Origin of the sequence: Campylobacter concisus (genome assembly GCF_002092855.1) — a bacterium.
Lineage (GTDB): Bacteria > Campylobacterota > Campylobacteria > Campylobacterales > Campylobacteraceae > Campylobacter_A > Campylobacter_A concisus_AI.
Genome location: NZ_LVLC01000001.1, coordinates 270,148 through 282,921, shown reverse-complemented (window position 1 = coordinate 282,921; position 12,774 = coordinate 270,148). Strand labels below are relative to the sequence as shown.

The window sequence follows — 12,774 nt, the reverse complement described above, 5'->3', positions numbered from 1 at the left end:
GTTTTACCTTTAAAATTCTATTACGTTAGGGAAAAATTCCACTTTGTGATACTCTTTTTCATTACTTAAAGCATTTTTTATTAGCTCGTCATTTTTACTAACAACTGCTTTAAATTTAGCTGATTCTTTCTTGTCTTCTAGGCTTTTAACAACCTTTATTGCACTTTCTGGATTGATAGGTTTATTGTCTCTATAAAGACCAAAATGAAGGTGTGGTCCTGTGCTCATACCGCTTGTGCCAACGTAAGCTATAAGCGTGCCTTGCTTGACTTTTAAACCACCTTTTATGCCTTTAGCAAAGCCATTTAGGTGAGCATAAAGTGTCTCATAGCCACCAGCGTGAGAGATGATGACGGTTCTGCCATATCCACTTTTTTGTCCGACAAATTTAATCGTGCCATCGCCTGCGGCTTTGATTGGTGTTCCTTTTGGAGCACCGTAGTCAACGCCAAGGTGCGCTCTATATCTTTGTAAAATAGGGTGCCATCTTTTTAGGGTAAAAGCTGATGTGATTCTAGCGTTTGCAAGAGGGCGAACTAGTAAAAATTTATCATTTTTCTTACCATTTTTATCATAAAATTTGTCTTCAAATTTATACATAACATATCGTTTATTTTTTGTTTCTATCATCGCAGCATAAATTTCTGGAGTTCCAAAAGAGCGGCCCATGCGTATTTTTTGATTATAAACGATAGCGATCGTATCGCCTTTATTTATCTTTTTAAAATCAATGCCACTTCCTTTAAAAATTTCCTTAAAGCCAAGAGCTAATGTGCCAGAGCCAGTGTAGTCAAAAATGTCTTCTGAGACTGATTTGTCCACCTTTAAGGCTAAAAATTTATCTTCGCTTTGATAAGAGATGGGAAGAAATTCGAGCTTAAATTTATCATTATCATCTCTAAAAATATGCATTTGAAGCTCGTCACTAACAGGGATTAGCACTTGTTTGGTATTGCCGTTGTCGTCTTTATAAATTTGATACTTTGTGCCAGCGATGATCTCTTCTGTTAGTTCTTGATCTTCGGTTGCTAAGTTATAGTAAAGTGAAAGTGGGATTTTATTTGTCTCTAAGAAATTTAAGAAGTTACTTCCATTTGGCCAGCTAAGCTCGTCGACACTTGGCTTTATAGCGTATAAATTTATAGATAATATTGCAAAAATTATAAAAATACGAGGCATTAATGTCCTTTTAAAAAGCTGGTGGGATTTTAACTAAAACTTGCTTTAATTTTGCAAAAGATAAAGCATTTTAGGCTATAATCGCTCTAAAAATTTAAACTTAGGAGATATTTTTGAAACGTATATTTGTGATTTTATCGCTAGTTTTTGGCTTTGCTTTTGGGGCCGATTTTTCTTTAAATGAGTATAGAACTCCTATAATTAGTGTCGATAGTGATGGCACAGCGACGATAGTTGATAGTCCAGAAATTTTAATCGGCTCAAGCGGCGTTGTACTTCATAAATTTGATACTGATAGCTCTATCATCGCAAGAGTTAGTGTTATCTCAAAAAATTCTGGCTTTGCTAAGATTAGATTTGAGGTGTTTGATCTGCTTGAGCAAAAGGCGCTCCCACTTCCAGGCATTGCACCTGCAAATGGCGATATGGTCGTGCTAAACTATCTTTATAACCGCTCATTAATCATCGTGCCAAATAAAGAAATTTATGAAGAGATCACATCTGCGTTTCCAAATATGATATTTATCCACCCAGATATTATAGGAGCATATCTAAGCTACGAATACAAGCCAAATCCAAGCAGAGATGACTTTAGAAAAATGTGTGCTCAAAGTGCAGCTGGTCTAATTTTCGTAGCGATGGATGGCAGAAGCGTTTTTGCTGATTGCCAAAGCTTTAAAGTGCTAAAAGAATTTAAAAGTGGCGAGGTTGAGTACTATCAGCTACCATTTTATACAAGAGTTAGCGACATAGACACTGTGTTTTGGAAGCTAAATAGCGAGCACATCAACAACTACGACGCTCACTACGAAAAACTTTTCGAAGAAGACAACTGATAAATGAGCCGTTTGTCCTTAAGTAAGCAAAATTTAAAGGAGCTTTTAAATTTGCTCCCAACGCTTAAGGACAAAGAGCTCTTTCACTACGCAGCAAGCCTTAGTTTTCATACGATTTTATCGATCATACCTATACTTCTTATATCGTTTTCTATCTTTACAAAACTGCCTAGCTTTGAGGATTATTACGCCAAGATTCAAGATTTTATATTTTCAGCTCTTTTGCCAAGCAACCAAGAGATCATCTCAAACTACTTGCAAAATTTCTTACAAAATAGCGGAAATTTAGGCTTAGTTGGCTTTGTAGCGATGATATTTACATCGGCTATGTTTTTTAGCGACTATGAATATGTAGTTTTAAAAGTGACACGTGCAAGTAAGGCTAGAGGATTTTGGTCGGCACTTAGCTCGTATTGGACGCTTATCACGCTCGCGCCACTTGGTCTTGCTGGTAGTTTTTATCTTTCAAGCCTCATTCAAGAGATGCTAAACTCAAACGTGATCACAAACTCGATAAATTTTTTAAGCATATTCCCATATCTCATCATTTGGGCGATATTTTGCATCACATATCTCATCTCAGTAAATGACGAGATAAAGTTTAAAAATGCATTTTTTAGCTCATTTGTCGCCTCGCTTGTTTGGTATATTGGCAAGTCGGCCTTTGTCTATTATGTCCTTTATAATAAAACCTATCTAAGCGTTTATGGCTCGTTTTCAGCCGTACTTTTCTTTTTTGTCTGGATCTATATATCGTGGATCATCTTTTTATATGGGCTAAAGCTTTGTGCTTATCTCTCAAACAGCTCAAAATTTAAAAGATAAATTTAATAGTTAGTACCAGCTGGCAATCTATTTTTATAAAAATTTACCAGCTAGCGTGATTTGTATTATTTTATGTAAAATCTTATGTAAAATCAACGTTTAAACTCGCAAATTTCTATCTTTACGCCAAGCTCTTTACTAAATTCTTTAGCCTTTTTCTCTAGCTCATATTTGTCAAAGCAGATAAGATCTATATAAGATCTCATCTCGCCATTTGCTTCACCTATAATCTCGCAAATTTCACTCTCTTTTAGCGCATCTGAAATTTTGTTTTTGCTATCAACGCCAAATTGTATGTCGCCACTGTGAGATATGGCTAAAAAGCAAAAATTTATGCCAAGCTCAAAAGCTTCGTTATAAGTATCGCTTGCGCCGTCGTAGTACTCGTTTAGTAGCTCGCTAAGAGATGTAAATCCAGTGAAAATGTCGTCACGTAGCTTATTTGAGCGAGGCTCTAGCTCATAGACCATAAAATTCTTAAGCGGCTCATTTGAGGCTTCTTTACCAAATTTATCATCTATAAGATCGGCAAAGTCGATCAGTGGCACGCCTTTTTCTCTTGGCTCGTCTATTATCTCAAACTCTCCAAGCATATTTATCATGATCATCTCGCCAACTACGTTGTCACAAAGTATGAGCGATAATGTATAAGCCTTATTTTCATCTTCGCTTTTAAGCTTACTTAGAGTCTCGTTATATAGGCACATATCTACGCTTTTGTCGTTGAAATTTGCATAGACCATGACCTCATTTGCATCAACGCTTACGCCATACATTTGTATAGTGGCGACGTTTCGTGGTGCACGTGGCTTACCAAGTGTGCAAGTAAGCTTTGCCTCATACTCTTTTGGCATGCGCGATTTTATAAATTTAAGCCACAAAAGCCTATGTTTAAGTCCTTCTGGAGTGAGTACTAGATCGATCTTTCCATCAATAAGGCCTATCATAAAAGTTGGATCAACTAAACATAAATTTAGCGCTTCTTCGGTCATTTTGCTTGCAGCTTCAAAATTTTTATCTTCTAAATTTTGTTTGATGGTGTTTAAATTTTTGCCAAACTCGCTCCAAAATTTATCAACTCTGCTTGCAAAGCTAGAGCTCTTTTTAGAAAACCACATTTTTATCCTTGTTTATTAAAATTTTCAACATTTTTTTGCGTATAAATTTTCATCGATGGAAATTCTAAGGCACTTAGCTTATCATATCCTTCTTCGTTGAAAACACATCCTGTATCGATATTGGCGCTATTTGTATAGAGCTTAGCCTCACGCACTGGCGTGTGGCCATAGACATTAAATATGCCTTCTACTTGCATCGTATCGCCTCTGCCTGATAGTACATGCCTTCTAAACTCATCTCTTGAACTATCATCATCTCTTAAGCCCCAAAATTTACCAACAGCCGAGTGCGAAACGACCAAATGCTCGCCATTTTGGTTTTTATGGTCTTTAAACTCTAAATATACTGGGCTACTCTCTAAAAATTCTATGTGTCTTTGTTTAAAATTTAGGCTTTGAGCTAGGTATGATCCATATGTCGCCACGCCACCATTGTTGAAAAACCAACTCGTGTCAAATGGTGCTTGGTTGTTTAAAAATTCATATTTATTGCTTAGTAACCTTCTTTCGTGGTTTCCCATTACCATTTTATAGTTATTTTGCATGATAAGCTCGACTACATCGCAACTAAAAAGCCCCCGATCTATCACATCTCCGACAAAGCAAATTTGTGATTTTTCTTTATCTGGAAACTGCTTGATAAGCTCTAAAAGTGTGTTAAAACAGCCGTGCACATCGCCTATGATATAAATTTGCTCGCTCAATTTTTCTCCTTTATGTCAAATTTTAGTCTATTAAGCTTAAAAATGTAGTGTTAAGAAAACACTTTTGTATAGCTGTACTATATTGGCGTAATGCTAGCGATATATAAAGTTAAAACCTAGTAAAAGATATTTAAAATTTAAGGAATTTAAAGCAGAAGGGAGCCTAAGCTCCCTAAAATCATTGTGCGTAAAAGCCGCTAACCTTGCCGGTTAGGTCAATCATGATGTTTTTCATTTGAGTGTAGTGCTCAAGGATGATCTTGTGAGTTTCTCGGCCGATACCTGAGTTTTTATAGCCACCAAATGGGCTGCCTGCTGGGATTTGATTATAGGTGTTGATCCAGACTCTGCCAGTCTCCATAGACCTTGCAACGCGAAGTGCTTTTGTGATGTCTTGCGTGAAAATTCCGCCACCTAGGCCGTATTCGCTGTCATTTACCATTTTGATAAGCTCGGCTTCATCTTTAAATTTAATGACAACGCCAACCGGGCCAAAAATTTCTTCTTGCGCCACTCTCATATCATTTGTCACATCAACTAGCAACGTTGGCTCGACAAATGCGCCCTTGTCGCAACCATTTGCTGTGTAGGCTTTGCCACCGACTGCCACTTTTGCACCTTCTTTTTTGCCGATCTCGACGTAGTTTAGAATTTGCTCAGCTTGTTTTTTATTGATTTGTGAGCCCATTTGAGTGCTAGGATCGAGCGGATCGCCAACTTTTATGGTACTAAATTTCTTAACCGCAGCCTCTATAAATTTGTCATAAAAGCTCTCTTCTACGAAAATTCTTGAACCTGCGCAGCAAACTTGACCTTGGTTAAACAAAATTCCAAGCTGAAGGCCATCAAGCGCTTTGTCTAAATTTGCGTCGCTAAAGAAGATATTTGCGCTCTTTCCGCCAAGCTCAAGTGTGGCTGGGATGATACGACGAGCCGCAGCTATGGCGATATCTCGGCCGATCTCGGTTGAGCCAGTAAATGCTAGCTTGTCAAGGCCTGGATGGTTTTTGATCCACTCGCCGCTCTTGCTGCCTTTGCCGGTTATGATGTTTATTAAACCTTTTGGCAAAATTTTATCTATCAGCCTAAATAGCTCAAGCACGCTTAGGCTTGTCTCGCTTGATGGCTTAAATACACTCGCATCGCCTGCTGCGATCACTGGAGCTAGCTTCCAAGCTGCCATCAAAAATGGAAAATTCCAAGGCACTATCTGACCCACGACGCCTATTGGCTCGCGTAAAACGATAGAGAGTTGCTTCTCATCAAGCACGTTTGCGCTGCCTTCTTCGCCCATGATAACGCCAGCAAAGTATCTAAAATGCTCTGCTGCAAAAGGGATATCAACATTTAGCGTCTCGCGGATCGGCTTGCCGTTATCCATGCTCTCAACTTTTGCCAAGTGCTCTTTGTTTTCATCAATGATGTCAGCGATCTTATTTAAAAGCTTTGCACGCTCACTAACTGTGGTGTGTTTAAATTTCTTAAAAGCCTCACGTGCAGCACGAACTGCGTCATTTACATCTTCTTCAGTCGCATCTGCAATCTTTGCAAGGTGCTCGCCGTTTGCTGGATTTTTTGCATCAAGTGTAGCGCCGTCTTTTGCGTCACGCCACTCACCATTTATGAAAAGCCCATATTTTTCTAGTAGTTTCATACTTTTCTCCTTGATTAAGATTTTGTAAAAGGATTATAATATTAATAAAATTTATCAAAAATAAATTTTGGACATAAATTATCTTTTTTAATAAATTTTATTATTTAAAGTAGGATTATTTTAAAATTTAACTCTGCCAAGAGAGAGAAAACGTAGTCTCGCCATCAAGTTTGCTTTGGCATTTTACGACGATATCATTTTTCTTGCAGCACTCTTTAACTAAATTTAGCCCTATGCCAAAGCCGCCTTGATCGTCGTTAAATCTCGTGTAGCGATCAAAAATTTGTAGTTGTTGCTCTTTGCTGATACCGTGCCCAATATTGCTTATGCTAAAGAAATTTGGCTCTAAAGCGATGCGTACTTTTGAATTTGGCGCTGCATATTTGGAGGCGTTGCTAAGAAGGTTGTCTAAAATTTTACTCACATCCCCAAGATCTGCATTTATAAAGCTTGGCTTTAGGCTAGTATCTATCTCAAGCCCACGTTTGGCAAAAAATGGCGAGAAATAGTTCAGTCTTTGTGTGGTTAGTAAATTTAGGTCTATGAGCTCTTTTTTGCCAGGCTTATCTAGGTTGAAGCTTAGGTGAACGAGCGCGTCATAAATGTTATTTAGGCTCTTTGCGGCAAGGCTGATATTGTTAAAACGCTTTAAATTTCTCTCGTTTAAATTTTCAAGATCAGCTGTCTCAATACTCATAGAAATGACGCTTAGAGGCGTGTTTATCTCGTGTGTTGAGTCTTTTATAAAGCGGTTTAGCGTATCTATCTTTTCATAAAGCGGTCTTAGGCTTAGTTTTGCTAGGTAAAAGGCAATAAAGAGCAGGGCAAAAAAGAAAAAGAGTGCCTTTAGTGTGGTCGAAATTTGCAAGGATAAAATTTCGCCGTTGATATCTTTGCCAACTAGAAAAATATCTGCGTGTGAGAGTTCGTCTGTGGTGTTGTCCTCCATGTACTGGATCTTTTCAAATATCGCGACCTTGCCGCCGATCAAATTTACATTTTTGCTTTTGTCTATCTTTTGACAGTCAAAGTCTTTATAAATTTTCTCACCATTTTTTAGCACGATGCAAGCATGCACGCCTTTTTCTTTTGTTAGACTTGAGATTGAATCAAGTCCATTCATTCTAGCTTTCATGTAAATGCCCATTTTTATCTCTTTTAAAGACTTCACCTCGTTTAAAATGAGCGTTTCTTTTTTGTTTTTATAGTCATGTATGAAAAAATATCCTAAAAATAGCACAGTGCTAACAAGATAAAGGGATAAAATTTTAAATAAAATTTGTGTCTTTTCAGACATATACATAGCCGTCCCCACGCCTGTTTAATATGGCGTCTTTGCCTAAAATTTGACGTAAATTTTTGATATAGACACGAAGGCTAAGCTCGCTTGGCTCCTCGTCAAATTTCCAAATTTTATTAAAAATTTCATCTTTGGTTAAAATTTTGCCTTTGTTTTGCAAAAATAGCGCGAGTAGGTCGCTCTCTTTACTCGAGATATTTACATTTTTACCATCTTTGCTTAGTGTTTTGCTCTGTGGATGAAAGCTAAATTCGCTTGAAATTTTGATCGCATCTCCACTGTGATGTGAGAAATTTCTCTTTAGAAGTGCTTGTATACGTATGAGTAGTTCTTTTAGCTCAAATGGCTTTTTTAGATAGTCGTCGCAGCCACTTTTGTAGCCTTTTTCAAGATCGTCTATGGTATTTAGCGAGGTGGTAAAGATGCTAGGTGCGCTAACACCTAGCTCTCTTAAGGAAGAAAGAAGTGAAAAGCCATCTCCTTGTGGGAGTTTGACGTCAAGTATAAGCAGGTCGAAATTTTGCTCGTAGGCGAGATCAAGCGCTTCTTTGGCATTATCTGAAGTAGTGACCTCATAGCCATTTTCAACTAGATACTCACTGATGAGATCAAGTAAAATTTCATCATCTTCAACGAGCAAAATTCTAACCATTAAGCACCTTTACATGCCTTTTTTCATTTCGTCTTTCATGCCCATGTCATCTTTTTTCATTTCGTCTTTCATGCCCATGTCATCTTTTTTCATTTCATCTTTTTTTATCATGGGTTTTTTGCCCATGTCATCTTTCATCATCTGCTCTTTCTTCATCATCTCGTCTTTGCCCATGTCATCTTTTTTCATCATTTCAGTAGCATTTGCAAGACCACCAAGCATAAACATAGCACCAAGTGCAACTAGTAGTAATTTCTTCATAACGTCTCCTTTAAATGAAATATGATGAAATACTATCTCCTTAGTGTGAAGTGAGCGTGAATTTATGCAAATACAAAATAGATAACTGGAAGCGTGATAAATGAAAACAGCACGCCTATGGCCACTGATGAGATGGCTAGCGAGCTATCAAGCCCAGCTTTTATGACCATTGCACTTGCAAGGGCTGATGTTGGCATCGCACATTGAAAGAGACCAACGACCCAAGTTTTGCTCATCTGGATACCTGAGACTTTTAATATGATGAAAAATACGATCGCTGGCAAGATCATCTTACATAAAAGCACGACGCTAACGCCCTTATATGTGCTTGTGATGCTATTAAAATTTAATCCAACACCGATAGCAAAAAGTGCTACTGGAGTGACGCTGCCTTCAAACATCCTAAGTGGAGCAAAGATAAACTCAGGCAAAGGGACTTCTTTTAAGATAAGAGCCATAATAAGCGCGATAAATGGCGGAAATTTTAAAATTTTCATCGTATTTTGAAATAGTGAAACCTTCTCTGGTGCAGCAAAAGAGAGGATAAGTGGCCCAAGGATCGAAAGTGGGATACCAGTGGCTATTTGATCGTAAAAGATGACTTCATTTACCATCGCATCACCAAAGAAGCCTTGAATGACAGGCATACCGACAAATAGGGTATTACCAAAAAGGCTTAACATGACCATACTAACAGTTGTTACTTTAGTAAATTTAAAGATCTTACCAAGCACCAATGCCATGACAGCACTGATAGCTGTTGAGCCAAAGCCAATTAAAATTGTATTTATAAGCGAAACATCGACATTTACGTGATAAATTTTGTCAAAGATTAGCGCAGGCATTGCAAAACAAAGGACAAAATCCACAAAAGGGATCGAGTGCTTTTGCTCAACAATGCCGACTTTTTTAGCAAAAAAACCAGTTGCGATTATGAAAAAAATTGCAAAAAGTGGAGTGAAGTTCATAGCATTCTCTTTTAAATCTAAATTTTTACGGAAAATTGATTATAGGACCCATAAGATTAAATTACAATAAACCTTTTTTAAAATTTGCTCTCAAAATTTATGCCTTAATATCAACCTTTTTATAAAATTTATCTCTCTCATCTATCTTTTCTTTGCTCTTTAAATCATTTTCAAGATAGCTGATATTATAAATTTCTCTTGTAGATATGCTTTTGCCATTATTTAGACTGATTAAAAATTTACTCTCAAATTTATTAGATAGATTGGCAATAGCGATCGCTCCAGCATCTTTTAGACTTACGATTTTATCACCTTGCATGAAGCCAATATCTTTAAAATCCAAGCTATTTAGCTGCACATTATTCATCTCTTTTGCCTCTAAATTTGTGCTAGTTTTTAGCTCACTTGATGTATTTAGCTTGCCAGTATCGTTATAAAGCTCTTTTACGTCTATTTCTCTTCCACTATCAAATTTTAGCCTTATGGTGCCATCTTTGTTTAGCTTCATAGCTATGACGCTATCGCTATCTTGCAAAGATGCGGCAGCTGTGGCTTCATTTGTTATAAAAGCCTTTTTTACCTTTTTTAAATTTGAGATACTAAACTCAAGTCCAGTTGCTTGTTTAAATTCATTTTCCATCAAGATCATTTTGGCTGATTTTGTCTTCTCAAACTTTGATATATAAGCGTCCGCATTTTCATCAAATTTCTTTAAACTATCGCCAAGATTTTCTATCATCTTGTTGTATGCGTCAAACTCAGCGTTATAATCTTTGTAAAATTTCATAAAACTATCTTTTTGAAATTTTGTATATGAGAAATTTTCATCTTTTTTATAATCTTTGTCTGGCTCAATGATCGGATTAAACTCGCTTAGCCTTGCAGTATCATCAAAACCCACTTTAAGATAGGCAAAATTTTTAAAAGAGCTATCTTTGCCAAAGATATTATTGTGTCTTAGGTCGACCCAGCCATCTTTTTGGGCATATTTTTTAAAGAAATTATTTATATCATTTTTCTCTATCTTTTCATATCTGTTTTCTGCAGCGAACAAAGTATTTGGATCTGAGGCGTAGTAAGAGTGCCTATAATCAATATCTTTTGTATCCACGTAAAGATCGGGATTATTTGTGATCGTTGCTTTACGATTTAGCTCTTCTCTTTTTATTTGGTTGTGATTTATGACATTTGTGCTGATAAACTGCCTAAGGTCAACCCTTGGCATCACATCGCTTAAATTTGCTATTTTTTCATTTCCATCTTTGTCGTAACCCTTTACTTTTAGCTTATCAAAGAGTATATCTTTTTGATCTAGCACGCCGTCATTGTTGCTATCAAAGCTAAAAAGATAGCTATTATTTTCTAATTTTGTAGTGCCAAGTTTATCGTTATCGCCGTAAATATCTAAAAATACTTCTACTTCTCCATATTTTGTTTTTAGAGTGTTTGAATAAGCGTAATCGTTTAAATTTTTAAATTTTGTATTTTCTAAGTATCCACTTTTTAGTGTAGATAGCATGCTGCTACTATCTGAAGCTTTTATATTTTTAAAGTAGGCATTTTCACTAAAATGATAGCCTCTAGAAAGTTCATCGGAGTGAATTTTATTGTTGCTGTAGATGAGATTTTTTGAGTAGTTGTTTAAAATTTCTTCTACTTTTTGTAGGATTTTGTGTCTATTTTGCTCTTTTATCTCAGCATCAGTGATATTTATAACTTTGCTTACTTTGATACTTTCTTTTAAATTTGAAATTTGTTCGTTATTTATCTCTAAACCTTGTTTATCCTTAAAGGCATGGAGCATATCTGTAGGATTTTTTAAATCTTTTAAATTTATAAAGTTATATTTTAATGATGTGATATTCATCTAAAATCCTTTTTAAAGATGTTGCAGATAATATCGGATAAATTTAGAAAGTATTTAGGCGTATAATGGTGCCCGAGGTCGGACTCGAACCGACACAAGGTTGCCCTTACCAGATTTTGAGTCTGGCGCGTCTACCAGTTTCACCACTCGGGCTAAGTTAAGATTGAAATTTTAGATTTGTGAGAAGAAAGAAAAAAAAGGGAGACTTGCTCTCCCCCCTAAAAAGAAATTATTTCTTTTTACCTTTTTTAGCAGCACCAGCAGCAACCGCTTCTTTAAGTTTTTTGCCAACTTTGAATTTAACTGCTTTGCTAGCAGGAACGTCGATAACTTTTTTAGTTCCAGGAACTCTAGCTTTTCTTGCAGCTCTGTCAGCAGTACCGAAAGTACCAAAGCCTATAAAGCTAATTGTATCGCCTTTTTCAAGAACTGCTTGGATTGTCTCCAAAGTAGCATCAACAACTTTTAGAGTATCTTTTTTTGAAAGACCAGCCTTATCGGCAACAGCTTGAATAAATTCAGCTTTTTTCATGAACCATCCTTTTAAGAAGTTATGTGGCTATATTACACTCTTTTAAAAAAAAATACAATACTTTTTCCCTAAATTTAGCTCTTTTTTACGTTTTTTTAACAAAAAATGCTATTTTTTTAAAAATTTACTCGCAAATTTCAAATGTGATTTCATTTTTTAACCCCATCTTCTTCATATCAATAAGCTTTAAATTTTTAAAATTTAAGCTCATTAGTTCATCTTTATTTTTTATAAGTTTATTTGCTATCTGGCGCAAGACTTCGCCTCTATACGCTTTTGCGTGATGACTCACTATTTTTTTATTTTTTACAAAACAAAAAGTTATGTATTCTTTTTTTATAGTGTAAAATTTTTCATAAAACTTAGCTCTAAGGTCTAAGATCTCATCATTTTGCAAAAAATTATCAACCGCTTTACTAAAATTTTTTTCATAAAATTTTGAAATTTCAAAGCCACCCAGCTTTTCACCTTGCTTTAGTTTGTATTCTGGTATCTCATCTTTTGCTAAGATAGGCCCAAATAAATTTGAAAATATTAAAACATTATTATCTATATATTTTTGTGCCTTATTGTCTAAACCACGATAGTTTAGATGTTTATAAGCCACTCCATCATACCTTAAAATAGCTTTTATGCTGCCTTTTTGAGATAAGCTTTCTCGCAGCTGTTTACTCTCTTCAAGCTCTTTTAGTCCAAAAAGCTTTTTTATCTCGTCTAAATTTGCATTTTTTAAAAATTCATCGTATCTGTTTAAAATTTCAACTCTTTTGTCAAAAAGCTCTGGAAATATCAAATCCTTACCATTAAATTTATTATTCGTATTTAGAGAAATTTTACTTTCGCTTGGAGAAAAGAGAATTTTTAGTGCCATTTTTCTT

13 protein-coding genes and 1 tRNA gene are annotated in these 12,774 nt (G+C 35.9%); 2 read left to right on the top strand and 12 right to left on the bottom strand.

Features of this window, described 5'->3' with window-relative positions; all coding sequences use genetic code 11:
• Positions 1 to 9: 9 nt before the first annotated feature.
• On the bottom strand, positions 10 to 1,179 hold the full coding sequence (locus A3223_RS01410) for a peptidoglycan DD-metalloendopeptidase family protein (protein WP_084108141.1): 1,170 nt from the start codon (positions 1,177 to 1,179) through the stop codon (positions 10 to 12).
• 113 nt (positions 1,180 to 1,292) lie between these two features.
• Here A3223_RS01410 and A3223_RS01405 point away from each other — a divergent pair, with 113 nt between their 5' ends.
• Together A3223_RS01405 and A3223_RS01400 are read left to right on the top strand one after the other, a co-directional pair.
• Positions 1,293 to 2,015 (top strand): plasminogen-binding N-terminal domain-containing protein, encoded by a 723-nt coding sequence (locus A3223_RS01405; RefSeq protein WP_021090557.1) that lies wholly within the window; start codon positions 1,293 to 1,295, stop codon positions 2,013 to 2,015.
• 3 nt (positions 2,016 to 2,018) lie between these two features.
• Positions 2,019 to 2,840 (top strand): YihY family inner membrane protein, encoded by an 822-nt coding sequence (locus A3223_RS01400; protein WP_084108138.1) that lies wholly within the window; start codon positions 2,019 to 2,021, stop codon positions 2,838 to 2,840.
• 92 nt (positions 2,841 to 2,932) lie between these two features.
• Here the strand turns inward: A3223_RS01400 and A3223_RS01395 are convergent, their stop codons facing one another.
• From A3223_RS01395 to A3223_RS01345, 11 genes are all read right to left on the bottom strand, one after another.
• Entirely contained in the window at positions 2,933 to 3,958 is a 1,026-nt protein-coding gene (locus A3223_RS01395) for a hypothetical protein (RefSeq protein ID WP_084108136.1), read from the bottom strand.
• Between the two features lie 2 nt (positions 3,959 to 3,960).
• Positions 3,961 to 4,662: a metallophosphoesterase gene (locus A3223_RS01390; protein WP_084108134.1), complete on the bottom strand. Its 702-nt coding sequence runs from the start codon at positions 4,660 to 4,662 to the stop codon at positions 3,961 to 3,963.
• Between the two features lie 178 nt (positions 4,663 to 4,840).
• Complete coding sequence (locus A3223_RS01385) at positions 4,841 to 6,316, bottom strand: aldehyde dehydrogenase family protein (protein WP_084108132.1); 1,476 nt, start codon at positions 6,314 to 6,316, stop codon at positions 4,841 to 4,843.
• Between the two features lie 127 nt (positions 6,317 to 6,443).
• Positions 6,444 to 7,613 carry a sensor histidine kinase gene (locus tag A3223_RS01380; protein ID WP_084108130.1) on the bottom strand — a complete coding sequence of 390 codons (1,170 nt, stop codon included), beginning with the start codon at positions 7,611 to 7,613 and terminating at the stop codon, positions 6,444 to 6,446.
• Positions 7,606 to 8,268 (bottom strand): response regulator transcription factor, encoded by a 663-nt coding sequence (locus tag A3223_RS01375; RefSeq protein WP_084108128.1) that lies wholly within the window; start codon positions 8,266 to 8,268, stop codon positions 7,606 to 7,608. The genes A3223_RS01380 and A3223_RS01375 overlap by 8 nt, the downstream gene beginning before the upstream one ends.
• Positions 8,269 to 8,277: 9 nt before the next feature.
• A complete protein-coding gene (locus A3223_RS01370) occupies positions 8,278 to 8,529 on the bottom strand; it encodes a pyruvate kinase (protein WP_084108127.1) in 252 nt (83 codons plus the stop codon).
• A 62-nt stretch (positions 8,530 to 8,591) separates the two neighbouring features.
• Positions 8,592 to 9,497: an AEC family transporter gene (locus A3223_RS01365; protein WP_084108126.1), complete on the bottom strand. Its 906-nt coding sequence runs from the start codon at positions 9,495 to 9,497 to the stop codon at positions 8,592 to 8,594.
• Between the two features lie 97 nt (positions 9,498 to 9,594).
• Positions 9,595 to 11,364, bottom strand: a complete 1,770-nt coding sequence (locus tag A3223_RS01360; RefSeq protein WP_084108124.1) for a response regulator — start codon at positions 11,362 to 11,364, stop codon at positions 9,595 to 9,597.
• A 66-nt stretch (positions 11,365 to 11,430) separates the two neighbouring features.
• Positions 11,431 to 11,517, bottom strand: a tRNA-Leu gene (locus A3223_RS01355).
• A gap of 76 nt (positions 11,518 to 11,593) precedes the next feature.
• A complete protein-coding gene (locus A3223_RS01350) occupies positions 11,594 to 11,896 on the bottom strand; it encodes an HU family DNA-binding protein (protein ID WP_012001719.1) in 303 nt (100 codons plus the stop codon).
• A 124-nt stretch (positions 11,897 to 12,020) separates the two neighbouring features.
• Complete coding sequence (locus tag A3223_RS01345) at positions 12,021 to 12,767, bottom strand: YaaA family protein (RefSeq protein ID WP_084108122.1); 747 nt, start codon at positions 12,765 to 12,767, stop codon at positions 12,021 to 12,023.
• Positions 12,768 to 12,774 lie beyond the last annotated feature (7 nt).

What these genes read in the sequence shown, in the direction of transcription:
- A3223_RS01410 (WP_084108141.1), bottom strand. Translation starts at nt 1,179, where the DNA reads ATGCCTCGTATTTTTATAATTTTTGCAATATTATCTATAAATTTATAC.
- A3223_RS01400 (WP_084108138.1), top strand. Translation starts at nt 2,019, where the DNA reads ATGAGCCGTTTGTCCTTAAGTAAGCAAAATTTAAAGGAGCTTTTAAAT.
- A3223_RS01395 (WP_084108136.1), bottom strand. Translation starts at nt 3,958, where the DNA reads ATGTGGTTTTCTAAAAAGAGCTCTAGCTTTGCAAGCAGAGTTGATAAA.
- A3223_RS01385 (WP_084108132.1), bottom strand. Translation starts at nt 6,316, where the DNA reads ATGAAACTACTAGAAAAATATGGGCTTTTCATAAATGGTGAGTGGCGT.
- A3223_RS01380 (WP_084108130.1), bottom strand. Translation starts at nt 7,613, where the DNA reads ATGTCTGAAAAGACACAAATTTTATTTAAAATTTTATCCCTTTATCTT.
- A3223_RS01375 (WP_084108128.1), bottom strand. Translation starts at nt 8,268, where the DNA reads ATGGTTAGAATTTTGCTCGTTGAAGATGATGAAATTTTACTTGATCTC.
- A3223_RS01370 (WP_084108127.1), bottom strand. Translation starts at nt 8,529, where the DNA reads ATGAAGAAATTACTACTAGTTGCACTTGGTGCTATGTTTATGCTTGGT.
- A3223_RS01365 (WP_084108126.1), bottom strand. Translation starts at nt 9,497, where the DNA reads ATGAACTTCACTCCACTTTTTGCAATTTTTTTCATAATCGCAACTGGT.
- A3223_RS01360 (WP_084108124.1), bottom strand. Translation starts at nt 11,364, where the DNA reads ATGAATATCACATCATTAAAATATAACTTTATAAATTTAAAAGATTTA.
- A3223_RS01350 (WP_012001719.1), bottom strand. Translation starts at nt 11,896, where the DNA reads ATGAAAAAAGCTGAATTTATTCAAGCTGTTGCCGATAAGGCTGGTCTT.
- A3223_RS01345 (WP_084108122.1), bottom strand. Translation starts at nt 12,767, where the DNA reads ATGGCACTAAAAATTCTCTTTTCTCCAAGCGAAAGTAAAATTTCTCTA.